This is a genomic window from Halomonas sp. ALS9 (assembly GCF_001651035.1).
Taxonomy (GTDB): Bacteria; Pseudomonadota; Gammaproteobacteria; order Pseudomonadales; family Halomonadaceae; genus Vreelandella.
The window spans coordinates 181,183-204,136 of record NZ_LXRG01000163.1 but is presented as its reverse complement, the minus strand read 5'-3'; the positions used below and the strand labels follow the sequence as shown (position 1 = coordinate 204,136).

Annotated in this window: 20 protein-coding genes; 2 read left to right on the top strand and 18 right to left on the bottom strand. The window is 55.7% G+C overall.

Annotated features, from left to right (window positions below):
- Positions 1 to 16 precede the first annotated feature (16 nt).
- The 5 genes from A6R74_RS11625 to A6R74_RS11605 all read right to left on the bottom strand — a co-directional run bounded on the left by A6R74_RS11625 (position 17) and on the right by A6R74_RS11605 (position 9,100).
- Positions 17 to 703 (bottom strand): hypothetical protein, encoded by a 687-nt coding sequence (locus tag A6R74_RS11625; RefSeq protein WP_064234648.1) that lies wholly within the window; start codon positions 701 to 703, stop codon positions 17 to 19.
- A 169-nt stretch (positions 704 to 872) separates the two neighbouring features.
- Positions 873 to 4,061: an efflux RND transporter permease subunit gene (locus A6R74_RS11620; protein ID WP_064234647.1), complete on the bottom strand. Its 3,189-nt coding sequence runs from the start codon at positions 4,059 to 4,061 to the stop codon at positions 873 to 875.
- Positions 4,061 to 5,332 (bottom strand): efflux RND transporter periplasmic adaptor subunit, encoded by a 1,272-nt coding sequence (locus A6R74_RS11615; RefSeq protein ID WP_064234646.1) that lies wholly within the window; start codon positions 5,330 to 5,332, stop codon positions 4,061 to 4,063. Before A6R74_RS11615 ends, A6R74_RS11620 begins: the two co-directional genes overlap by 1 nt.
- A gap of 77 nt (positions 5,333 to 5,409) precedes the next feature.
- Positions 5,410 to 6,873 carry a TolC family outer membrane protein gene (locus A6R74_RS11610; protein WP_064234667.1) on the bottom strand — a complete coding sequence of 488 codons (1,464 nt, stop codon included), beginning with the start codon at positions 6,871 to 6,873 and terminating at the stop codon, positions 5,410 to 5,412.
- Positions 6,874 to 7,168: 295 nt separating this feature from the next.
- The gene (locus A6R74_RS11605; RefSeq protein WP_064234645.1) at positions 7,169 to 9,100 is read right to left on the bottom strand and encodes a sigma 54-interacting transcriptional regulator; all 1,932 of its coding nucleotides are present in this window, start codon (positions 9,098 to 9,100) and stop codon (positions 7,169 to 7,171) included.
- 352 nt (positions 9,101 to 9,452) lie between these two features.
- Here A6R74_RS11605 and A6R74_RS11600 point away from each other — a divergent pair, with 352 nt between their 5' ends.
- Entirely contained in the window at positions 9,453 to 10,265 is an 813-nt protein-coding gene (locus tag A6R74_RS11600) for a formate/nitrite transporter family protein (protein WP_064234644.1), read from the top strand.
- Positions 10,266 to 10,323: 58 nt separating this feature from the next.
- Positions 10,324 to 10,764: a cyanase gene (gene cynS, locus A6R74_RS11595; protein WP_064234643.1), complete on the top strand. Its 441-nt coding sequence runs from the start codon at positions 10,324 to 10,326 to the stop codon at positions 10,762 to 10,764.
- 149 nt (positions 10,765 to 10,913) lie between these two features.
- Here cynS and A6R74_RS11590 read toward each other — a convergent pair whose 3' ends face one another.
- The 13 genes from A6R74_RS11590 to A6R74_RS11530 form a co-directional block, all read right to left on the bottom strand.
- Positions 10,914 to 11,927, bottom strand: a complete 1,014-nt coding sequence (locus tag A6R74_RS11590; RefSeq protein WP_064234642.1) for a HipA domain-containing protein — start codon at positions 11,925 to 11,927, stop codon at positions 10,914 to 10,916.
- Entirely contained in the window at positions 11,924 to 12,247 is a 324-nt protein-coding gene (locus A6R74_RS11585; RefSeq protein WP_064234641.1) for a HipA N-terminal domain-containing protein, read from the bottom strand. Before A6R74_RS11585 ends, A6R74_RS11590 begins: the two co-directional genes overlap by 4 nt.
- Complete coding sequence (locus A6R74_RS22790; protein WP_165603378.1) at positions 12,244 to 12,513, bottom strand: helix-turn-helix domain-containing protein; 270 nt, start codon at positions 12,511 to 12,513, stop codon at positions 12,244 to 12,246. Before A6R74_RS22790 ends, A6R74_RS11585 begins: the two co-directional genes overlap by 4 nt.
- 350 nt (positions 12,514 to 12,863) lie before the next feature.
- Positions 12,864 to 13,706, bottom strand: a complete 843-nt coding sequence (locus A6R74_RS11575; RefSeq protein WP_064234639.1) for a fructosamine kinase family protein — start codon at positions 13,704 to 13,706, stop codon at positions 12,864 to 12,866.
- Between the two features lie 84 nt (positions 13,707 to 13,790).
- A complete protein-coding gene (gene tal / locus A6R74_RS11570; RefSeq protein WP_064234638.1) occupies positions 13,791 to 14,744 on the bottom strand; it encodes a transaldolase in 954 nt (317 codons plus the stop codon).
- A gap of 34 nt (positions 14,745 to 14,778) precedes the next feature.
- Positions 14,779 to 16,269 (bottom strand): xylulokinase, encoded by a 1,491-nt coding sequence (gene xylB / locus A6R74_RS11565; RefSeq protein ID WP_064234637.1) that lies wholly within the window; start codon positions 16,267 to 16,269, stop codon positions 14,779 to 14,781.
- Positions 16,269 to 17,756, bottom strand: coding sequence for a mannitol dehydrogenase family protein (locus A6R74_RS11560; RefSeq protein WP_064234636.1), 1,488 nt, complete (start codon positions 17,754 to 17,756; stop codon positions 16,269 to 16,271). The genes xylB and A6R74_RS11560 overlap by 1 nt, the downstream gene beginning before the upstream one ends.
- A 70-nt stretch (positions 17,757 to 17,826) precedes the next feature.
- Complete coding sequence (locus A6R74_RS11555) at positions 17,827 to 18,447, bottom strand: nucleoside/nucleotide kinase family protein (protein WP_064234635.1); 621 nt, start codon at positions 18,445 to 18,447, stop codon at positions 17,827 to 17,829.
- Between the two features lie 7 nt (positions 18,448 to 18,454).
- Positions 18,455 to 19,240 (bottom strand): L-iditol 2-dehydrogenase, encoded by a 786-nt coding sequence (locus A6R74_RS11550; protein WP_064234634.1) that lies wholly within the window; start codon positions 19,238 to 19,240, stop codon positions 18,455 to 18,457.
- Positions 19,241 to 19,282: 42 nt separating this feature from the next.
- Positions 19,283 to 19,954 carry an HAD family hydrolase gene (locus tag A6R74_RS11545; RefSeq protein WP_064234633.1) on the bottom strand — a complete coding sequence of 224 codons (672 nt, stop codon included), beginning with the start codon at positions 19,952 to 19,954 and terminating at the stop codon, positions 19,283 to 19,285.
- The gene (locus tag A6R74_RS11540) at positions 19,951 to 21,102 is read right to left on the bottom strand and encodes an ABC transporter ATP-binding protein (RefSeq protein ID WP_064234632.1); all 1,152 of its coding nucleotides are present in this window, start codon (positions 21,100 to 21,102) and stop codon (positions 19,951 to 19,953) included. Before A6R74_RS11540 ends, A6R74_RS11545 begins: the two co-directional genes overlap by 4 nt.
- A 12-nt stretch (positions 21,103 to 21,114) precedes the next feature.
- Complete coding sequence (locus tag A6R74_RS11535; protein WP_064234631.1) at positions 21,115 to 21,981, bottom strand: carbohydrate ABC transporter permease; 867 nt, start codon at positions 21,979 to 21,981, stop codon at positions 21,115 to 21,117.
- 29 nt (positions 21,982 to 22,010) lie between these two features.
- Positions 22,011 to 22,901 carry a carbohydrate ABC transporter permease gene (locus A6R74_RS11530; protein ID WP_064234630.1) on the bottom strand — a complete coding sequence of 297 codons (891 nt, stop codon included), beginning with the start codon at positions 22,899 to 22,901 and terminating at the stop codon, positions 22,011 to 22,013.
- Between the last annotated feature and the right edge of the window lie 53 nt (positions 22,902 to 22,954).

The following is a 22,954-nucleotide window of genomic DNA, read 5'->3' as shown; positions in this document are numbered from 1 at the left end:
CAGCGAGAGTGGCGTATTAGTGCGAAGGCGAGTAATGGGCTGAAGTGCGGTTTTTCTGATTGAGTCGCAGTTTGTTCAAACGAATCCGTGTTTCAAGATACGCCTGTTCAGAGACGCTGCGGTAAGCCCCTTCTTCAGGTAAGTACTTCACCAGCACCCGGCGTTCTCCCTGTACAGGCAGGGCATCGCGTTTGCTGAGTAGTTTCACCGTGCTGTTGGGCTCATTATCAATCATTGCAAACGCCTGCTCCCCCGCGCCTTGGCGCTCAGTCACGATGACCGTTTGGCCCAGTAAACAGCGCCGGGTGAAGGGGCGGTAACGGTGCAGCCCACGGTGCAACGCTTGGCAGAGCATTGCCGCTACGGGCGAGGCAACCACTAGTGAAACCCATAGCACCAGTACCCCTACCGGGATACGTATCAAGCCCAGTGGCAACCAACGCAATACCAGCAGTTCGATTGCCAAGGTGAGCACGGCACCAATGGTTAAAATTACCGTTAATGCCAGCGTGGCGGGAACCCCCGCGAAGCCTAAAGAGACCAGCGTGCTGGCAAGATGATCCTCTTTTAGACTATCGCGCTCAAACAGCTCTAAGGGCGCCAGGCGGATAATCACTAATAGCCAGTAGAGGGCGAGTAGCCCCAGTAATAGGGTAAAAACAATGCCCGGAAATTGCGTAGCAGCGTGCAGTAGAGATTGCATGGCGTGTCCTCCCCCGGTACTTAGCCGGTGATGTGTTGTTACTTCCAGCTTAGTCCAGGTTAGCTTTGGAATGCCACTTCTAACTTGACCTGGGTCATCGTACTAAAAAAAACGGGTGCCACCCGAAGGTAGCACCCGCTTACTATCGCCCTTGGTTAATCGCTAAGGGTTAGTGCTTGTCATGCTCCAGTGCTGGCTTAGCAGAACCATGCTTGTTTCCTTTCATCTTACGACCTAGCCAATCAGACGCCGTCGCAATCATGGCATAGAAGCTGGGAATAAACAGACTACCCAAAGTAGCAACCGAGAACATACCCATCGCCACTGTGGTACCGATGTGGTGGCTACTCACATCGCTGGCACCGGTGGCTAAGGCCAACGGCAAAGTGCCGAAGATAAACGCCAAGGAGGTCATTACAATGGGGCGGAAACGCAGCTCAGCCGCAGTAATCGCCGCTTCACGAATGGTTTTGCCCTGTTCTTTACGCTGCAGCTCAGCAAATTCCACAATCAGGATCGCGTTCTTCGCCGCAAGACCGACGACTACCAGCATGCCGATCTGGACATAAACACTGGTATCCAGCCCGCGCAGAACTATCCCGCCAATACCGCCGAGGAAAGCAAAGGGCGTTGCCGTCAGTACCGCCAGCGGTAACGACCAGCTTTCATACTGGGCCGCCAAAATCAGGAACACCATCAACAGCCCGAAGACAATTGCCAGCGTCGCGGCACTGCCCATGTTGGACTCCTGATAAGCCGTACCGGTCCAACCCATCCCCCAGTTATCGCCCAGTGTTTCTTGCACCACCTCGTTCATCGCTTCTATCGCCTGAGCGGAACTGTAGCCAGCAGCGGGTTCACCCTGGAACATAGCGCCAGCGTAAACACCAAAGCGCGATACGACCGATGGGCCGGTTTGGCGCTCAAGCTCGACAAATTCAGAAAGCGGGATACGTTCGCCATTTCCACCACGCACATAAACGCTGTTGATGTCTTCTGGCGTTTTGCGGAATTCAGCTTCGTTTTGCAGATACACCTGGAAATTACGGTTTTGATAGCTGAAATAGTTAACAAAGCCGTTACCAAATGTATTGGACAGGGCCGAGTTAATATTTTCCAGTGCAACGCCGTAACTTAACGCTTTCTGTTGGTCGATATTGGCACGGTAGGACGGCACATTAACGTTAAAGGTGGTGAACACCCGGTTCAACGCTGGATGTTGGTTGGCCTTCTGCATGATTTGCAGTGAGGCTTGATAGAGCTCACGAGTCGATGCACCATCAAATGATTGCAAATACCCCGTAAAACCACCCGTGGTCGAAAGCCCCATGATCGGTGGCAAATTAAAGGCCATCGCAGAGCCACCATCAATACTGGCCCCCAGCCCCATAATGCGACCAACGAGTTCGGTAGCAGTCAGCTCACGCTCAGACCAAGGGCTTAGGTTTATAAACATAACTCCCCGAGCAGTGTTAACGGCACTCGACAAAATGTCATAGCCCGCCACCGCTGAGGAGTATTCCACACCGGGGATATCTTCAATCGCCGCGCTGAGCTTCGACATATAGCGTTGGGTACGATCCAGCGACGCGGCATCAGGCAGTGAGACGCTTACCAGCACGACCCCCTGATCCGTCTCTGGCACCAGTGTTGAAGGCGTATTGGCGTATAGCCAGTACGAGCCCACCCCGGTAAGTACCGTGAGTGCCAGCGCCAACACCCAAAACCTCACCAAGCCTTTCACTAGCCACATATAAGCGGCGGTGATACCCGCAAACAGCCGGTCAAACAGCCGCAGCGGTGTATTCAAGGCGCGTTTAAACTTGGTCTGACCGGCCCCGGCAATTTTATGTTTAATAAAAATCGCAGACAGGGCGGGCGTAAAGGTCAACGCCATTAACGCCGAGATGGCCACCGAAATCGCCACGGTGATCGCAAACTGCTGGTAAATCTGCCCGGTAAAGCCGCCCAGGAAAGCCACGGGTACAAATACCGCGGCCATGATCAGTGAGGTCGCAATAACCGGTCCACCGACTTCTTTCATCGCCCTGACGGTGGCGTCGCGCACACTGATATCTTCCTCTTCACTCAGCACGCGCTCCACGTTTTCCACCACCAGAATGGCATCGTCAACCACAATGCCTATCGATAGCACCAGCGCAAATAGCGTTAACAGGTTGATCGAGAAGCCAAACATGTAGAAACCGGCAAAAGTGCCTACCACCGCAACCGGCACCACCGACATGGCAATCACGGTGAAACGCCAGTTCTGCAGGAAAATAAACAAAATGACGATAACGATCAGGAAGGCTTCAACAAAGGTATGTAGAACCGTCTCAACCGATGCATCTATAAACAGCGTAGTGTCATAGGGAGCAACATATTCAAGACCAGGCGGAAACCTCTCGGCCAGCTCGTCCATGGTGACTCGCACGCCCTCAGCCGTTGCCAGCGCGTTGGCTCCGGGCTGTTGGTTGATAATAATTGGCGTCATGGTAGAGCCGTTCAAACGTGCGTCAACGCCGTAGAAAGAGGCTCCAAGCTCAATCCGCGCTACATCTTCCAGGCGCAATGAAGAACCATCGCTATTGGTGCGTAGGTAAATATTACGGAAATCGTCGACATCATTCAGACGGCCGCCTGCGGTAATCGTATAAGTGTACGCCCGCGGCTCACTTTGCGGCGTTGAGGCCAGACTACCGGCCGGGATCTCAGTATTTTGTGCTCTAATCGCACTGGCCACTTCGCTGGGCGTAAGGTCGTACTGGGCCAACTTGTCCGGATCCATCCAGACTCGCATGGCGAACTCGCCACCACCTAACACTTCGGCGTTACCCACCCCCGGAACCTGACGCAGTTCGTCAAGCACGTTGAGGGTTGCGTAGTTCTGCATATAGATGTTGTCGTAGTCGCCATCAGGCGAGGTCAACGCGATAAACATCAAAATAGAGTCGGAACGCAGCTCAACGGTAACACCTTGGGACTGCACAGCCTCGGGGAGCTGGGATAGCGCCCCTTGAACACGGTTATTGACGTTAATGGTATTGATATCACCATCGGTGCCGATATTAAACGCCACACTCAGGCTCATGGTGCCGTTATCGGCGCTGTTTGAGGTCATGTAGAGCATGTCCTCAACGCCGTTAATGGCTTCTGCGATCGGTGCTGCCACCGTTTGCGCCACGGTTTCCGCATCCGCACCTGGGAACTGCGCCTGAACTGAGACTGTGGGCGGCACTACGCTTGGGTACTGCTCAATGGGCAGAACGCGCATCGACATCACGCCCACCAGCGTCACGATAATTGCCAGTACTGTGGCAAATATCGGGCGGCTGATGAAGAAGTTAGAGAAATTCATTATTGCGCACCCTCTTCCCCTTCAGCGGGCTGGCCATCAGCAGCCCCCTCTTCCATCTGTTGCGCCGCTTCTGCCTGCTCTTGCGCTTCTTCTTGCTCGGCCTCTTCGACCACAGCCTCCGCATCGCCACTAAACGGCTGAGGATCAATAACCATGCCCGGTTGTAAACCCGCCGGGTCGCCGACAATTACTCGATCGCCTGGCTCAATGCCTTCACGAATCAACTGCCAAGGGCCAGCAACTTCGCCTAATGAAACAGTCCTTTCGCGGGCTTTGTTATCTTCATCCAGGACAAACACCTGCGGGCCCATCAACCCTTGCGTCACCGCGATTTCAGGCACTGCTATTACGTCAAAGCGTTTCAGGCCCTCAATACGCACACGCACAAATTGCCCAGGCAGTATGCTTGCGTCGGGATTTTCAAAGGTGGCTGACGCTTGCACGGTGCTGGTGCCGCTATCGACCCGCGAGCCCAGAAAGTCTAAATGCCCTTCTAATTCAGAATCGCTGCCACCACTTACGCCTGGGATACTCAACCGCGCACGAATATCCGAGGTATCACCGCCGTCACTCAACTGGCGACGCAGCTCAAAAGCATCACGCTGGGGCAACTGGAAACGCACTTCCAACGGATCCAGCGGAGTGATCGTCGCTAATTCCGTACCAGAGGTAACCAGATTGCCCACGTTAATTTGGCTCAACCCGATCATGCCCGATACAGGGGCTGTCACTTGGGAGTAGCCGAGATCCAGGTTAGCGCTGGAGAGTGCCGCTTCTGCCTGTGCTACGCTCGCTTGGGCAACCCGTTGGTCGGCTAGTGCCTGGTCATACTGCTGACGACTCACCGAGTTTTGGCTGAGTAGCTGCTCAAAACGCTGGGCATCACGCTGGGCCCTGGAAAGCTCGGCACGGGCGCTCTGAAGATCCGCTTCACGCTGATTGACCGTTGCCTGGTAAAGATCCGGCTCGATGGTGTAAAGGCGATCACCCTCTTCGACCAACTGGCCGGGTTCGAAGTGGCGCTCTTCAAGAAAACCATTTACACGGGCAACCAAGGTGACCTCATCATCACTGCGCAGCAGCGAGGGGTACGACTTATCCAGCGGTATATCCTGACGCGCCATTTCAGCCACTTCGAACTTATGGGGCGGGGCTTCTTGCCCACCCCCCTGCTGGGGTGCCTCGGCTTGCTCTTGACCACAGGCTGAAAGCGCCAACGCAGCTACCAGCGTCACCAGACTCGCTCGGCGTGAGTGAATCATCTTCTTCATACGTTGAATTCCCATATATCTTTTTTAAGGTGACCGATAGCACGCGCGCACCTGGATCACTCACAATCGACAAGCAATTAAGTGCCAGGCTGGGGCGGCGCACCGATGTTGAGCGCGGGTTCATAGCGGTCGTTGCCGCTGGTTTCGGGCAAGGTAAAGTTCACCTCATCACCGGTTAACCACGCATTGACTTCCTCAATGGCGTCTACATCCAGGCGACCGGCCTGCTGACGCAGCGAGAGCAGATTCACCACATAGTCGTAGCGAGCCTCGGCGTAATTAGCGATGGCGTTATACAAATTCTGCTCAGCGTTCAAAACATCCACAATATTCCGGGTGCCGACCTCGTAACCGGCGCGCGTGGCTTCCAACGCACTTCGGTTAGAAACGATGGCTTGCTGTCGAGCCTCGACGGTTTCCACATCGTTGCTGACTTGGGTGTACAGCGAGCGCACCTGCTGGATCGACGAGCGACGCTGAGACTCGAAATCGTACTGGCTACTCTCCAGTTGATAGGTTCCCTGGCGGATGCTGGCGCTGGTACTACCACCGGTATAGATCGGTAAATTAGCGCTGATACCCACCTGGCTGGAGGAATCATTCCCGGTGGTGCCATCAATGTCACTGTCGCCATATTGATAGTTGCCAAAGGCTTGCAGGGTAGGCAAACGACCCGCGCGGGCAATGTCTACACCGCTACGGGAAACCTCAATAGCCGCCTGCTGGGCCAATACTTGCGGATTAAGCTCAAGGGCTTGCTCTACCCAATAGTCGCGGCTGCTTGGCTCAGGGAGGGCAATCGGCATGCTGTCACCCAACGCTTCAATTCTGGCATAGCGCTGGCCGGTCAACTGCTCTAGTGCCTCAAAAGCCACCTGTAGATTGCTCTCCGCGGCAATCCGATCAGCACGTGACTGGTCAAAGGTAGCGCGAGCCTCTTCGACTTCAGTAATCGCAATCAAACCCACCTCAAACTGCTCGCCGGCTTGCTCAAGCTGGCGCCCAATAGCACGTTCCTGGGCAAGACGCGCTTCTAAAACTTCGTATGCACGTAGAATGTCGAAATAGGCGCTGGCCACATCAATTAACAGCTGCTGTTCGGTCGCCGCTAGCAAATAGACCTGCTGATCGATCTGGCGCTCGGCCTGGCTGACTTGTCGGCGCGTCACCTCATCATAGAGTGCCTGGGTGGCTTCAAGGGTGAGTGACGCGGTGTTGTAGCGGTCATCACCGGCACTCACATTACCTGCGCCAGCACCTGCTCCCGCTTGGGAGGATCCCTGACTTTCATACTGCTGGTTATGCGTCACATTGCCCGACGCATTGATTTGGGGGAGCAGCCCACCTCGCACAATATCTCGACCTGCTTCAACGCCCAAATATTCGGAGCGCGCCGATGCAAGCGCAGCGTTATTGTCCAACGCATCACGGGTAATCGTGATGAGGTCGGCAGCTTGAGCAGGCAATACAAAAGAAGCGGTTAATACCGCTAACAGTAGGGGTCGTAAAGGGGCATTGACTGCCCAGTGTGCCAGTCGCATGGTGTTGCCTCTAGGTATCAGCGTCAGGTTGGCGAACGCACTAATCAATCAGCGCACTCATTCACTCAAAGTGCGGTGCCACTCAAAGTGCGGTGCCACTCAAAGTGCGGTGCCACTCAAAGTGCGGTGCCACTCAAAGTGCGGTGCCACTCAAAGTGCGGTGCCACTCAGAAAGATGAGCATTATAGTTACATTCATGTATGTATGCTAGCCTTGAACAATCTAAAAATGTGTGTACAGCCTATTGTCAAGTCGCTTCCAGCTTACCTTAGCCCAAAGCATGATGGCCTGGCGATTAATGCGGCGCTCTTTTACGAAATGCTCGCGTGTCGATGCCCCATTTATTAAGCCGCGAGGCCAGCGTCGTTGGCTTGATGCCAAGCAACTCCGCCGCCCCGCCCGCGCCTGAGACTTTCCCTCCAGCCCGCTTCAACGCGGCAATCGTGCTTTCCCGCTGGCGCAGGGCTAGCGCATGTTCGGTGAGCAATGCTGCGTCTCTCTGTTCTTCGTTGAAATGGGTCACAGAAGGCGTCAGATTAGTTCGGCTTATCTTACCCGGCGACTTCCCCAACAGCAGGTCATCAAACATCAAGCGCCGATCCTGGGTGACAATGACTTGTCGCTCAATAATATTTTCCAGTTCGCGAATATTGCCCGGCCAGGGGTAGCGCTGCAGAATCTCTAACTGGGCCGGGGGAATCCGCACGCCTGGCTTGTTGAACTTCAGGCAAGCCCGCTGTAAAAAATGCCGCGCCAGCAGCGGTACGTCCTCGATTCGCTTACGCAGCGGTATCGAGTCAATGGGAAATACGTTAAGGCGGAAATAGAGATCTTCACGAAAATGGCCCGCATCAATCATGTCGCGCAGCTCGCGGTTAGTGGCGGCAATCACACGAACGTCAACCTCCTGGGTACGGTTATCGCCCACCCGCTCAAACTGCTGATCCTGCAACACCCGCAGCAGCTTGCTCTGTAGTTCCAGGGGTATTTCACCGACCTCATCCAAAAACAGTGTGCCGCCGTGGGCCAGCTCAAAGCGCCCAGTGCGATCCTGCACCGCACCGGTAAAAGCGCCTTTCACATGGCCAAAGAATTCGCTTTCAAACAAGTCGCGTGGAATAGCCGCGCAGTTCACCCGGATCAGCGGTCGGTCGCTACGCGTGCTACCGGCATGAATGGCGCGGGCAATCAGCTCTTTACCAGTACCCGATTCACCGCTAATTAGCACGTTGGCGCTGGTGGGAGCGACCAGTTCAATCTGCTGGATTAACTTTGCCACCGCCGGGCTGTTGCCGACAATATCACGATGGTTAAGCTCCGCTTTTATCTCTTCTTGAAGATACTCATTTTCTAATTCCAAACGCTGTTTAAGCGACTCCACTTCTGCGAGGGCGTCGCGCAACTGCTGCTCTGCGCGCTTACGTTCACGTATATCGCGAAACAGCACCACTGCCCCAACCAAACGGCCCATCTCAAAAATCGGCGTGCTGGTGTACTCAACGGGGATCGCTTCGCCATTTTTGTGCCAAAACACTTCGTTGTCGACGTGATGCACCTGGCCATCACTAAACGAGGCGTGGATTGGGCACTGCTGTACCGGAAAATGACTGCCATCGGCGTGAGTGTGATGGAACATCAGGTGTGCGTCGTGGCCCACCATATCCTCGGTGCTCCAGCCTAAAATACGTTCGGCGGCGGGATTAACAAAAGTCGTTTTACCCTCGGCATCCAGGCCATAAATACCCTCGCCCGCCGCGCTGAGAATGAGCTGGTTTTGCTTCTCAATGCGCTCAAACACCTGCTCGACCCGCTGCCAGCCCACTTCCCCCTGGCGGTGCTGGCGGCCTAGTTCCGCTTTTGCCCGCCGCTGCTCGGCTTTATGGCGGTCAATCAGCGTCAATAACAGCTGCCCAGAGTCGTCGATACGCTGCGCATAAACTTCAACTCGATACGGTTGGCGAAGCATATCTAGCATCACCAAATCATCCGACCAAGCCGTTTTTTGAACCAGCGCTTCATCGGTAAAGCTCACCCATAGCGACAGCGACGCACTCAAACGATGGCTAAACGGCGACTTGAGAGGGAGCACTTCATGCATATTGAGCATCGCGCAGGCGGCCGGGTTAGCGTCCAGCAACTGATCGGCAAAAGGATCAATCACGATCATTGCCAGCGGTGAAAAATCGCCCATTAGAGCTGCGGTGCGAGTGCGTTTTTGCTCAGCCATTGGCGTATACCTCAAAGGTGATCTTCCCTTAAGCATTCAATTCCCACGCCACTTACGACTTTTCGTCATTAAAACAACGAAATATCGTTAATTACGTTTTTTCGTAACCCATTCCTCCCTTCAGAAACGTTAACAACAATAAAATTTAAATCTTTAAAAACAATAAGATAAGTTCATAAGGCGTGAATTGGCACACAAATCGCACTACATGTACGGATAGCGCAATAGCGTCGCACGCTGAATCCCTTCCGCACCAAGATGGCGCAGCCATCGGTTTTATTGTTCCGTTCGAGAAACACTAAAACTCTTGGGCCAGGCGTTAATAAACCGAAATGACACAGGAGACATACTTATGTCTTATCTAATGCCCAGTGAGTTCGTCACTAAGTTGGTGGATCAGGGTGAGTCAAAAGTCTATATGGGCACCCGGGACACGCTTATTCGTGCCTTTATGGCCGGGGCCACCCTAGCGTTGGCGGTTATTTTTGCCATCACCATCGCGACCCAAACAGGCAACTTCTTGATTGGGGCACTGCTCTTTCCCGTGGGCTTCGTCATGCTCTATCTGATGGGCTATGACCTGCTAACCGGGGTTTTTACGCTAGTGCCTATTGCATGGCTCGATAAGCGTCCTGGCGTCACTCTACCGCGAATGCTGAAGTGCTGGGGGTTGGTGGGGCTTGGTAACCTCGGAGGCGCCCTGTTTATCGCCATCTTCGGCTACCTGAATTTCACCATGGGCGGTACCGAGGAGATCAACGCTGTCGGCCAAACGATGATGGCCGTGGGTGAAAGCCGCACGGTAGGTTACCAAGAGGCGGGTTTTGCCGGTTGGATCGTGCTCTTCTTGAGAGGCATGTTCTGCAACTGGATGGTATCCATGGGCGTCGTTGGAGCCGCCATTTCAACGACGGTTTCCGGCAAAATCATGGCCATGTGGATGCCGATTATTGTGTTTTTCTATCTCGGTTTTGAGCACTCCGTGGTCAACATGTTCCTGTTCCCCATTGGCCTAATGATGGGCGCCGACTTCACTCTGTACCAATACATTATGTGGAACGAAATCCCCACAGTGCTGGGCAACCTGGTCGGTGGCTTGACCTTGGTTGGATTGGTTCTCTACACCACCCACGTCCGTACGCAGCCTAAAAAGGTTTTATCTTGATCGACGACCAGTCGATGATCAGGGCGTTATTCGCCCTCCATTTAACGGGAGAACTCTCATGGATAAGCTCGAAATGCGTCACACCCTGCTCGCCGCCAAAGCGCGCAAGAAAATGAGCTGGGATGATATTGGCAAAGCGGTTGGCATGTCGCCGGTTTGGGTGGCCTCCGCCTGTTACGGCATGAACAGCGCCAGCGCCGATATCGCCCATAAGATTTGCGATACTCTAGGTGTGGAGAACGATGTCGCCGAGGCTTTGGTGGCTTTCCCCACCAAGGCCTGGGATGAAGCGATCCCCCAGGATCCGTTTATCTACCGCCTATATGAGGTCGTCGGTGTGTACGGGGAGACCTTGAAAGACGTGGTGCAGGAAAAATTTGGCGACGGCATTATGAGCGCCATCGACTTCACCATGGAGGTCGACAAAGTCGAAGACCCCAAAGGCGACCGAGTTCTGCTCACTCTTAACGGTAAGTTCTTGCCTTATAAATCCTGGTGAAACATCGCCAGTAACGTTCAAGCAAAACTTCAGTAGTAGATCCGCGGCGGGTGCCCAGAGGCCTTCGTCGCGGCTGTGTTGCACACCTTATACGTTGGAACATTAATCAGCGCTAATTAACAGCATATCATTTAACGATCTAGTACCGACTATCTATCCACTCCCGTCGATATCGCCCTGGTGCGCCCCTTGACTAAGCTAGCGGCCTCTTGTTTCATTACCTCCGGCATGTAGCTGGACGCTATAACATCAAGGATTTCATCTTGTTTTTTCACCTGGTCACGAATAGCTTTGATTACCGTGGCAGCACGCAATCCATAACGTCTCCCTAGCTCAAGGAAGTCATACCCCGTATAGAAGCCATAATGGGCATAGTGCTCGGTAAATGCCTCTTCTCCTGATTCAGGATCAGTCAATAGATCACAGGCAAGAAACTGGCCATTTTTACTGGCTTCAAACGCCTGCACAAACAACACATCGTAGCTAGGTGTGAGCTTGTCGAAATAGCCCCCAGGGGCATCGTCTACCCGTTGCAGACTCAGGTTTTTCATATGTAGGTCATCATTGCCAATCACATAGGAAAACAGCACTCGCTTAAAGAGATCCAGTTTGACAGCCATTTTCCCGAACGTCGCTGCGTCAATTTTTGTTCCCGCCAGCTCATAAGAAAGAGCGTATTTGCCCGCGGGAGGCATCCCGCTTATCTGCATGATGTCCTCTTGGTGAATTTTGCTACCGTCAGCTTGGCGGTCGAAGCGACGGGTAAGGTAAGCCAACTCTCCGTCCTTAAACGCAACCAGCGTGCGATTAGCCGTCTCAATACCGATACGCTCACTCGCCAGCATTGCCGCATGTTCATTTTCAGCCGCATGCGGATACTCCTCTGGGCTGGGCTTGAGGATGAACTCCCCACCTTCGGCTGTCGGCTCTAACTCCCGCGTCTCCGGGTTCAGCCGTAAAGAGAGTTTTTGCTGGACACCTGAAATCGATAGCCCCCTGGTGTACTGGGCACTTTTGGTGAAAAATTCCCGGCGGCTAAAGGTCAGCGGCAGTTTGATATCGGTTGTGCCAAACAGCTTTTTCAACGCGGTCTTACGATAGCCGAGTTCCATCTCGTCGGCCGCTAGTGGTGCTAACGTGGCTAGGCATCGACGATAGCTCATGCGTGATCCTCTAGCGATAGAACAGAAACAGCGCCGATCAGATCACGACCGTTCAGCAATAGCAGGCCGAAACTATCGTTCTCATCAATGCGTTGAGTGGTGGACTGTACCCGGCGTAGCCAGCCCTCAGAGACCAGGTTCTCAAAGAAAGGGGGCAGCCCTTGTGTGACGTAGGGCTCAGCAGAGAGCGGAATACTGAAGGCGATTGGATAGCCATCTATCCGGTAGAGAGCGTCATAGCTAAACTGAAAAAGGCCCTCTTCGTCCTCTTGCAGCAGCCCAGCGTATCGCCCCTTGTAATAGACCCTGGCTTTTCTCACCGTGCACTCACCAACAGCTCCAGACCTAATGCCTCAGCGATCTGCACAAGTTTAGGCACTTGTACCTGGAGGCTGCCCTTCTCAACCTTGTGGATGGTCACCGTACCCACGCCCGCTAGATCGGCTAGCGCCTCAACGGTCAGCTTCTGTCTTGTGCGGGCTTCGTTGATGACCTGGCCGACGCTGGACAAGGGCCTCAATTCACCTCGACTCTCGGCCACCCGCACCCGGTTCTCTAAGTCGACAAGATGGGACAAGAGACCCATTAGTGATGCTGTTGCTGTCGGCAGATCCGCGCCTTGCTTAGGTTTAGCAACAGTCGAGAATTGAGATTTACTATAACGCTTAACGTCGCGCTTATTGTCCGCAAAGGGCTCTTCTCGGAAGTGCTTGTTCAGAAGCCGATTCAAGTCTTCAAGAAAACCCGCCTCATCCTTCGTGTTTATGTCCATATCTGCCACCGAATAACAGTTTCATTCACTTTAGCAGATATTTTTTCTATTTTATTTATATTTATGTCATTTACGCTAGGTCAACGATTAAAACCTTCTTAAAAGTGTAGACCACGCAGTTTAGCAGCAAACCGGTTAGGGTCGTGCTGATAAGAACGTCGCGCCTAAGCATAAGTGGCAAGCCTCATCACGCTGCGTTCAACCGCCGAGCTATAACCGCCACCGAACAGCAGCAGGTGATTCAGCAGCGGGTAAAGCTGAAACAGCGCTTCACGCCTCGGCCAATCGGTCGGGGCGTCGCCGTTCCAGTAGGCGTCAAAAAACGCCTCCCCCGGCGAGCCAAATAGCGTCAGCATCGCTAGGTCGACTTCTGGATAGTGGCGATACACCGCTGGATCGATAATCGCTGGCCCCTTTGTCGTGAAGAGCACATTCCCCGACCATAGGTCACCGTGCAGCAGGCTGGGCGGTGCGTTGGGTAGCCAGCTCTCCAAATCCTGGGCCAAGCGCTCGATTCGTCCTCGCAGTTCGCTATCTAACAGCCCTTGCTGGTAACACGCGTCACACAAGGGTAATAAACGCCGCTCGCGCTGGAAGGCCCGCCCGTCACTGAGCGGTGCATTAGACTGGGGCGTGCGCCCACAGGCATTATCCTGATGCCAACCGTGGGCGTCGCCAATCACACCATGCAAGCCGCGCAGCCCTTCGCCAAGCGCTGCCGAGCTCTGCGGCCCACCGGGCACTGTATTCAGCGACTCAATGACCAGCCACCCCGCTGACAAACCTAATACCTCAGGCACCACAAGCTGCTCGCAGGCGCTGCGCAAGGTACGCAGCCCTTCTGCTTCACCGCGCAGTCGCGCCGCATCGTCGTGTTTAATCACCACCTGCCCCTGGCGCGTATCCAGACGGTACACCGCGGCGATATCTCCCCCACTGAGCGACTGCAAATCGCCAGTGGGGATTAAGTCGATAGATTCCAATAGCTGGCTCAGGGTGGCATCCATAAGACTTTCTCCCTGTCCCCGAATGAATAACTGCGTAGGCGTTAGGGTGCGCCCTAACCCCGACGCCATGGGCTAACCTGTATGTTAGCCTAGCCGTTTATCGATCAGGCTCTCTAACTCAAGCTGGTCGTCGTGGAAACGGCGGATACCATCGGCCAGCTTGTCGTTGGCCATGGCGTCCTGATTGTGGCCCCAACGGAAGGCGGCTTCGCTCAGCGGTTCGGTAGGCTTGCCATTGCCTTCGCCCGCTTGGATTTGCGCAGCAACGCTGCCTTCGGTGGCATCCAGCTCTTCTAATAATGCCGGCGAAATCGTTAGCCGTGGGCAGCCTGCCAGGGCGAGTACCTGCCCGGTATTACGGAAGCTGGCGCCCATGACCACGGTTTCATAGCCACCCTGGTTGGCACGCTGGCAAACGCCTTGCACAAACTGAACGCCCGGGTCGTTTTCCGGCGTGTAGTCATTGCCCGTCTCTTTTTTGTACCAATCGGTGACGCGGCCCACGAAGGGCGAGATCAGAAATACCCCGGCATCAAAGCAGGCCTGGGCCTGGGCATCGCTGAACAGTAGCGTCAAGTTGCACTGAATACCCTCACGCTCAAGTACCTCTGCAGCACGAATGCCTTCCCAGGTGGAGGCCAATTTGATGAGTACGCGATCCCGCGACACGCCGCGGGCGTCGTAGAGCTCAATTAACTCGTGGGCCTTGGCAATGCTGGCCTGGGTATCAAACGACAGCCGAGCTGCCACTTCGGTGGAGACACGCCCAGGTACAACCGCAGAAATCTCACTGCCCATGGCCACCGAAAGGCGGTCAACAGCATGTTTGACCTGCTCTTCACGGCTGCTACCGGAGGCTTTGACGCTGCTCAGCTCTTCATCAATCAGTCCTTGGTAACCGGCCAAACCAAACGCTTTGAGAATGAGCGAAGGATTGGTGGTGGCATCCTGAGGCTGATAACGACGAATAGCGTCAAGATCACCGGTGTCGGCGACGACAAGCGAATGTTGCTTCAACTGTTGCAGCTGGCTGGTCATAAAATCTCCTTGATATTCGTCTAATGCTTAATAATCACTTTACGCCGTCATGGCGTTGTTCAAGTGCTGCGCAGTAGCGCGCATAAATCGGTTGGTAGGCGGCCACCCGTTCCGGATGGGGGTCGGCCAGCGACTGGGCGTCCAGATGAACCAAGCGCTCGCACAGCGCTTCTAGCGTCACGCCCTCCGCACGCTGGTCGCACCAAGCCGCCTGTATCGCAGCGCCCAGGGCTGCCGCGTCGGTAATCTCGGGGCAAATCACCTGGGTGTCGGTAATATCCGCCACCATCTGTCGCCATACGGGGCTGTTAGCGCCGCCACCGATCAGCCGAATCTGACTGGCCCCGGCGGTTAAATCACCCAGCAATTCCAGCCCATAGCGTAGCCCGAAAGTGGCCCCCTCCACCACCGCCCGGCATAGATTAGCCTGGGTGGTATTAAGACTGGTCAGGCCGAGGAAGTCCGCTGAGGCATCCGGCAGCATGGGTACCCGCTCACCGTTGAAAAATGGCAGTACGGTAACACCCTCAGCGCCTATGGGCGCGCTGGCCACTTTCTCGCCAAAAGCCACCAAGTCTAAACCAAACAGCTCGCGTACCCGAGTAGTGGCCGAGGTGACATTCATCGTGCAGATTAGCGGCAACCAGCCGCCGGTGCTGGAGCAGAAGTTGGCGACCATGGCGCTGTCGCACTCAACGGGAGTAGCCGAGTAAGCGCATACGGTGCCGGAGGTGCCCAAACTCAGCGTAATCAGCCCTGGGGTAATATTGCCAGTGCCAATGGCGCCGAGCATATTGTCGCCACCGCCGGAGGAGACCACCACCTGATCGCCCAGCCCAAGTTCCCGAGCGACCGCTGGGCACACAACACCTACCGACTCATGGGCTTCCAGCACCCGGGGCAATACTCGCGCCGGATCTAATTCGGGGGCCATTTCAGCAAATACGTCTAACTGCCAGCAGCGCTTGCGGGTATCGAAGTAGCCGGTGCCGGAGGCGTCGCCCGCTTCGGTGACGCGTTCTCCGGTAAGCCAGAAATTGAGGTAGTCGTGGGGTAGCAGCAGGCTCTCGATTCGCCGATACGCAGCCGGGTGCTGTTCGCGCAGCCAAGCAACTTTAGAGGCGGTGTAGCCGGTTTGCAGTACCAGCCCCAGCTTCTCCAAGCATCCCGCTTCGCCGCCCAAACGGGCGACTAAATCGGCGTTCTGGGCGCTGGTTTCGGTGTCGCACCACAGTTTGGCGGGGTAGACCGGCACACCGTCGCCATCGAGCGCCACCATTCCGTGCTGCTGGCCGGAAACGCCGATGCCGAGCACTTGGCTCGCCGAGACACCCGTTTTGTCGAGGGCAGCAAAAAACGCCTCTTTCAGGGCCGCCAGCCACTCAGCAGGTGACTGCTCGCGGCGACCATTTTCACCTTCATCCAGGTGATGACCACGGCTTGCTTCAGCGAGTATTTTGCCCTGTTCAACGTCTAACACCACTACCTTGGTGCTCTGAGTACCGCAATCTACCCCGATATACATCACAACGTCCCCTTAGATGCCGCCAGACCTTCTAGCGTAGCGCGTGCGCCACGTTCGTGCAGTGACTTCAGGGCGCTTAAGTAGGCTTCAACAAAACGCGGAGCGTCGATTAAGTCGCCAAACAGCTCGCGGTTCTCGATAAACGCCGTGGGGCGAGCGCGGTTCTCAGCGGCAATTGCCATTAACGGTGCTTTTAAACGATCGACGATTTCAATCGGCTCGCCCTGCTCGTCTACCCCCTCGGCGTAACGTGCCCAGCTGGCCACCACCGCAGCGCTGCGTTCTATCTCGCCGTCCTGAGCCAACTGCTGGCGAATCACCGGCACCAGCCATTTGGGAATACGATCAGAACTCTCGGCGCAGAGTCGCGCCAAAGTATCTTTGATCTGCGGGTTGGCGAAACGCTCAATCAGCGTTAAACGGTAGTTTTCAAGATCGACCCCTGGCACTGGCGCCAGAGTGGGCGTGCCCTCTTCGCGCATATAGCCCAGTAAAAAATCGACGAACAGCGAATCCTGACACACCTCGTGGGCGTAGCGGTATCCGGCTAAATAGCCAAAATAGGTCAGCGCCTGATGGCTGGCATTAAGCAGACGCAGCTTCATCAACTCGTAGGGCTCGACATCCTCAACCACTTGCACACCGACCTTTTCAAACGCAGGGCGACCCAGCGGAAAGTGATCTTCCAACACCCACTGGGTGAAGGGTTCACAGACCACCGGCCAAGCGTCCTCTACCCCAAAGCGCTGACTCAGCTCATCAATATCCGTGGTCGACGTCACTGGGGTAATACGATCCACCATGGCATTGGGAAACGCCACCTCGGCTGCCAGCCAGTCGCCTAACTCGGCATCCCGCGCCTGGGCGTAGGCACCGAACATGCGTTTGGCCACATCCCCGTTGCCCTGAATATTATCGCAGGACATCACGGTAAACGGTGCAATGCCTCGGGCACGGCGGCGGGCAAGTGCTTCTACTACCAGCCCGAAGCTGGTGGTGGGCTGAGTGGGATTAGCAAGATCAGCCTCGACCTGAGGGTTTTCGAGATCGAACTCGCCGCTCACCGGGTGAAAGTTGTAACCGCCTTCGGTCACCGTCAGCGACACAATACGGATCGTCGGATCGGCCATCTGCTCGATCACCGTCTCGGTCTCTTCCGGTGCAAACAGGTAATTCACTATGCTGCCAATGACTCTTGGTTGGTGCTGGCCGTCCGGGTGTTTGACCACCAGGGTGTAGAGATGATCCTGCGCTGCCAGCGCCTGCTGCATGCGTTTATCGCCGGGCATCACGCCTACGCCCACGATGCCCCAGTCCAGCGCTTCGCCCTGGTTCATCAGCGTATCCAGGTACATCGCTTGGTGGGCGCGGTGAAAGCCGCCTACGCCGATATGCACAATACCGGGGGTAAGCGTTTTGCGGTCATAGTTTGGTTTGGCAACATCGTCGGTTAGCGTGCCCAGGTTGTGATTGTTAAGACGGGTCATGGGACTCTCCAGCCAAGGCCTACTTGGCGCGATTGGGTGAATAAAAGCGGATAAAGGCGATATCCGAGCACTAGCGCCAGCGCTGGTCAGGCGGTAAACAGCAACTTTTCACTAACTGCGCGTTGAGCATATCTTTATGGTGGGTACGCTCCAGCGCCCCAGTGCGATCCTGGCCCATTTCGAGCCAACGATTGATCAGCCGATCAACCAGCACGACATCGTCGACATCTATAAACAGCGTCCAATCGAACAGCGGGCGCAGTTCACGCCAAGGGGAGCGGTCAAGCAGTAGGTAGTTGCCCTCGACAATCACGATGCGATGTTCAAGGGTGATCAGGCGTCCACCAGCACGAGCTAAATCCAGCGGGCGATCAAACACCGGCACCGCTACCGTGTGATTAGCTTGGCGGATGCGTTCAAGGTCGCAGCGCAGGCCCTCCACATCAAAGGTGTGGGGTGCCCCTTTGACTGGCACCTGCTGCTCGCCCAACACGGCGTTGTCGAAGTGGTAGCCATCCATGGGCACTAGCCCAGCTTGGCCTGGCAGGCGTAAATTAATGGCATCGCAGAGCTGGGCGCTGCGATAAGATTTACCCGCCCCTGGCGGCCCGGCCAGCGCTACCAGGTAGCGCGAGGCGCCTTCGGCGGCGCCAATAATCTGATCGGCTAAGGTATCAAGATCAGGGCTCATAGAGACCTCAGCTCATCCAGTTGCCGCCATCGACATTAAGCGTCTGGGCGACCACGTAGTCACTGTCCTGGCTGGCCAAAAACACTGCCGCACCGGTGTGATCCTCCGGTAGCCCCATACGCCCGAACGGCACCGCTTCGCCCACCAGTCGTTTTTTCTCGCCAAGCGGGCGGTTTTCATAACGGGCAAACAGCGCATCGACTTCTTCCCACATCGGCGTATCCACCACGCCGGGGGCGATGCCGTTGACGTTGATGCGGTGTTTGATGAGATCCAAACCGCTGGATTGGGTCAGGCTGATAACCGCGGCTTTACTGGCGCAGTAAACGCTTACCAGCGCTTCACCGCGGCGACCTGCCTGGGAGGCCATATTGATAATTTTGCCGCCTTGCCCGCGGTTCACCATCGAACGGGCCACCGCCTGCAGGGTAAAAAACATGCCTTTGGTATTCACCGCAAATTGTTTGTCGAAGCTCGCTTCGGTCACCTCAAGCACCGGTGCCATATCAAAGATAGCGGCGTTATTAACTAAGATATCGATGCCGCCAAAACGGCGGGTTACTGCGTCCACCATGGCGTCAATTGAGGCTTGGTGGCAGACGTTCAGCTCAATGCCCATGACTTTTTCAGCGCGGGCTTGCTGGCCCAGTATTGCCACGGCGGTTTCAATGGCAGCACTATCAATATCGGCCACCACCACGCTAGCGCCTTCGCTTAAATAGCGCTGGGCAATGGCTAAACCGATACCCCGAGCGCCTCCGGTAATCACCGCGATTTTATTGTTTAGTTTCATCTTAATGTTCTCGCTGTTACATAGAATGCTGTATTAGGCAGGTTATTGGCCTCTGCTTTGCCACTCATCCACCAAGGCTTCCAGGCCGTGCATATGCTCTAAAATGCGCCAGGCACCGGCTTGAGTAAGGCGCGCCGATTGCTCTGCATCCACATGGCTAGCACCGACAAAACCAATCACACACATCCCTGCGGCATGGGCGGCGGTGACGCCGGCCACGCTGTCTTCCACTACCAGGCAATCTCGCGGCACTTGGCCTAACTGAGAGGCTGCCAAGCGATAGAGCGCAGGGTCAGGCTTGGGGTTGGCGACTTGCTCAGCGGTAAAAATGGGTACCTCGCCGAACGCCTCGGCCAAGCGCGTGCTCGCCAGTGATGCCACCACGCGGCTACGGCGGCTGTTGGAAACCACGGCCTTTTCCAGGCTAATGCCACGAATCGCCTTATCGGCTCCCTCGATGGCTTTGAGTTCCCTCTCCAAGCGCGCCTCAATGGCGGTATCCACCTGCTCGGTGGCATCCAGTGGCAGCGTGTGAGCGCTTAATGCTTCGAGATGAGCGAGAATAGCCGCTGTAGTCATACCTAGCGCTTGACCCAGCTCCTGGTCGATATTCAGATCGGGCAGCCAGCGGGAGAGGTACTCCACCAACGTGCCTTCCGCCAGCGCCTCGCTGTCGACCAGCACGCCATCACAGTCAAAGATAAGTGTCCTCATGCGGGCTCCTCAGAAGGCGAGCCAGGGGCGCGGTTATCGTGACGGGTTAGCCCTGCCAACGGGTGCTGTTGCAGGCTCTGCAGAGCCAGGCCGCCAGCGTCAAACAGGTGGGCGCGCTCGGGGGCAAAACCAAAACGCACCGTATCGTTGACCCGGTAGGCCACATCGCCATCGGCCATAATCGTGATGAGTTCATCGTCCATTTGGACGTAGAGCGAGGTTTGACCGCCGAGGCGCTCAAGCACTTTGATCTGCCCACTCAACGGCCCCTGCTCATCGAGCACTAAGTGTTCGGGGCGAACACCCAGCTCAAGGGGGGCATTGGCTTCCAGGTGCTGCCCCTCGGCCGGCACACTGCGCTCGCCGCCGCCAGGTAATCGAATGACCACCCCGTCAGGCGACACTCCGGTCAACGTTACCGGTAGAAAATTCATTTTCGGCGAGCCAATAAATCCCGCCACAAAGCGATTACGCGGATGGTGGTAGAGCGCCATGGGTGAGCCCACCTGCTCGACCACACCGTCGTGGAGGACAACGATTTTATCCGCCATGGTCATCGCTTCGATCTGGTCGTGGGTAACGTAGATCATGGTGGCGTCAAGCTCGTCGTGCAGGCGCGCAAGCTCAATGCGCATCTGCACCCGCAGTGCGGCATCCAGATTGGAAAGCGGCTCGTCGAACAGGAAGATACTGGGGTTACGCACAATCGCGCGGCCGATCGCCACCCGCTGACGCTGACCGCCGGAAAGTGCTTTGGGCTTGCGATCCAGCAGCGGCTCTAGCTGCAGAATTTTGGCTGCTTCCAGCACCTTGGCCCGGCGCTCCTCTTTGGGTACGCCCGCAAGACGCATGCTGAAGCCCATGTTGCCCTCTACTGTCATATGCGGGTAGAGCGCGTAGCTCTGAAACACCATGGCGAGGCCGCGATCGGCTGGGCCGACGTCATTGATCCGCTGGCCGTCGATCAAAATATCGCCGTCAGTCGCACTTTCCAGCCCGGCAATCATGCGCATCAATGTCGATTTACCGCAGCCGGAGGGGCCAACGAAGACCACAAATTCGCGGTCATTGACCTCAAGGTCGATACCCTTGATCACCTCGGTGTCGCCAAAACGCTTGGTAATATTGTGAAGTTGTAGTGTTGCCATGAGGAATATCCTTTACTTGACGGCGCCAAAGGTCAGGCCACGTACCATCTGTTTTTGGGTCATCCAACCGAGTATCAAAATGGGCGCAATGGCCATGGTGGATGCGGCTGACAGCTTGGCCCAGAACAGCCCCTCAGGGCTTGAGAAGGAGGCGATATAAGCGGTTAACGGCGCGGCTTTTGAGGTCGTTAGGTTGAGACTCCAGAATGCCTCGTTCCAACTCAAAATCACCGAGAGCAGGCCCGTTGAGGCGATGCCCGGCAGCGTTAGTGGCAGCAGCAGAAAGCACACTTCCTGCAGCGTCGAGGCACCGTCCATCCGCCCCGCTTCAAGAATGTCTTTAGGCATATCTTTAAAGAAGGTGTAAAGCATCCACACCACAATCGGTAGATTCATCAGCGTATAGACAATAATCAGCCCGGTGCGGGTGTCGAGCAGCCCAACGTCGCGAAAGATCAGGTAAATCGGCACCAGCACACCCACCGAGGGCAGCATTTTGGTTGAGAGCATCCACAGCAAGGTGCCCTTAGTGCGTTTAGTCGGCAAAAAAGCCATGGCGTAGGCTGAAGGAATCGCAATTAACAGCGCGAAGAACGTTGAACCAAACGCCACCGCTACGCTGTTGAGTGCAAATCGGGTATAGCCTGAGCGCGCGTGTACCGCCTGATAGCTTTCCAGGGTGGGCGAAAAAATTAGCGTGGGATCGGCAATCGCCGCGGTTTCGGTTTTAAAGCCGGTTAGGATCATCCAGAAAATCGGAAAGAAGATCACCAGCGCCACCGACCAGCCCAGCACCGCTATGATGGCTCGCTTGCTTTGCGCCGACCGCCATCCCGACACTGATCGGGGCGCGGCAGTTTTGGAACTTAAGGTAGTCATCGAAGTACTCCCAGGAGACAAGTGCCGGTCTACTCTTCCAGGTTTTTGGCCACCATCCGAACCAGGAAGATCGCCACGATATTGGCGAGGATGATCGCGATCACCCCACCGGCGGAGGCAGTGCCGACGTCAAAATCCAGCAGCGCACGAATGTAAATCAGGTAGGCCAGATTGGTGGTCGCCAAGCCTGGGCCACCGGAGGTAGTGACAAAAATCTCGGCAAAAATAGTCAGCAGGAAGATCATCTCAATCATGATCACCACACTGATGGCACGCTTTAGGTGCGGCAGCGTAATAAAGAAGAAGATCGCCACTGGCCCTGCCCCATCCATTCTGGCGGCCTCCACTTGATCCTCATCCAGCGACTGCATCGCAGTGAGCAGAATCAGCAGCGCAAACGGTAGCCACTGCCAGGCCACGATGATCACAATCGAGGTCAGCGGCAGCGAGGAGAACCAGTCGACAGCTGGCAGACCGATGGACTCAGCAAGCCACGCCAGTACCCCGTTAGAGGGGTGCATCATCATGTTTTTCCACACCAGCGCACTCACGGTGGGCATCACAAAAAATGGCGAGATCGCCAGCACGCGCGCGATCCCGCGCCCGGCGAATTCCTGCTGGAACAGCACCGCCAGTAGGGTGCCACCTACTATGGTAATCGCCAGCACCCAGCCCACCAGCAGCAGCGTGTTGCCCATGGCGGCCCAAAGGGCTGGGTCAGTGAGAAGGTATTGATAGTTTTCCAACCCGGCAAAGCCGGTCATACCGGGCATTAGCAGGTTGTAATACTGAAAGGAGAACCATAGCGTCATGCCTAACGGCACAATCATCCATAGCAGCAGTAGCGTCACGGCCGGCGCTTGCAGCGACAGCGTCCGTAGCCCGCCGACGGTACGGCCGGAAGCGCGAGTTTTAGTCATGGGAATACCTGCAGAAACAGTGTGGGGACAATGCCTGCCTGGCTAGTCAAGGC

Bases quoted from the DNA above. Each gene is read 5' to 3' on its own strand.
- A6R74_RS11625 (WP_064234648.1), bottom strand. From the start codon at position 703: ATGCAATCTCTACTGCACGCTGCTACGCAATTTCCGGGCATTGTTTTT.
- A6R74_RS11620 (WP_064234647.1), bottom strand. From the start codon at position 4,061: ATGAATTTCTCTAACTTCTTCATCAGCCGCCCGATATTTGCCACAGTA.
- A6R74_RS11615 (WP_064234646.1), bottom strand. From the start codon at position 5,332: ATGAAGAAGATGATTCACTCACGCCGAGCGAGTCTGGTGACGCTGGTA.
- A6R74_RS11610 (WP_064234667.1), bottom strand. From the start codon at position 6,873: ATGCGACTGGCACACTGGGCAGTCAATGCCCCTTTACGACCCCTACTG.
- A6R74_RS11605 (WP_064234645.1), bottom strand. From the start codon at position 9,100: ATGGCTGAGCAAAAACGCACTCGCACCGCAGCTCTAATGGGCGATTTT.
- A6R74_RS11600 (WP_064234644.1), top strand. From the start codon at position 9,453: ATGTCTTATCTAATGCCCAGTGAGTTCGTCACTAAGTTGGTGGATCAG.
- cynS (WP_064234643.1), top strand. From the start codon at position 10,324: ATGGATAAGCTCGAAATGCGTCACACCCTGCTCGCCGCCAAAGCGCGC.
- A6R74_RS11590 (WP_064234642.1), bottom strand. From the start codon at position 11,927: ATGAGCTATCGTCGATGCCTAGCCACGTTAGCACCACTAGCGGCCGAC.
- A6R74_RS22790 (WP_165603378.1), bottom strand. From the start codon at position 12,513: ATGGGTCTCTTGTCCCATCTTGTCGACTTAGAGAACCGGGTGCGGGTG.
- A6R74_RS11575 (WP_064234639.1), bottom strand. From the start codon at position 13,706: ATGGATGCCACCCTGAGCCAGCTATTGGAATCTATCGACTTAATCCCC.
- tal (WP_064234638.1), bottom strand. From the start codon at position 14,744: ATGACCAGCCAGCTGCAACAGTTGAAGCAACATTCGCTTGTCGTCGCC.
- xylB (WP_064234637.1), bottom strand. From the start codon at position 16,269: ATGTATATCGGGGTAGATTGCGGTACTCAGAGCACCAAGGTAGTGGTG.
- A6R74_RS11560 (WP_064234636.1), bottom strand. From the start codon at position 17,756: ATGACCCGTCTTAACAATCACAACCTGGGCACGCTAACCGACGATGTT.
- A6R74_RS11555 (WP_064234635.1), bottom strand. From the start codon at position 18,447: ATGAGCCCTGATCTTGATACCTTAGCCGATCAGATTATTGGCGCCGCC.
- A6R74_RS11550 (WP_064234634.1), bottom strand. From the start codon at position 19,240: ATGAAACTAAACAATAAAATCGCGGTGATTACCGGAGGCGCTCGGGGT.
- A6R74_RS11545 (WP_064234633.1), bottom strand. From the start codon at position 19,954: ATGAGGACACTTATCTTTGACTGTGATGGCGTGCTGGTCGACAGCGAG.
- A6R74_RS11540 (WP_064234632.1), bottom strand. From the start codon at position 21,102: ATGGCAACACTACAACTTCACAATATTACCAAGCGTTTTGGCGACACC.
- A6R74_RS11535 (WP_064234631.1), bottom strand. From the start codon at position 21,981: ATGACTACCTTAAGTTCCAAAACTGCCGCGCCCCGATCAGTGTCGGGA.
- A6R74_RS11530 (WP_064234630.1), bottom strand. From the start codon at position 22,901: ATGACTAAAACTCGCGCTTCCGGCCGTACCGTCGGCGGGCTACGGACG.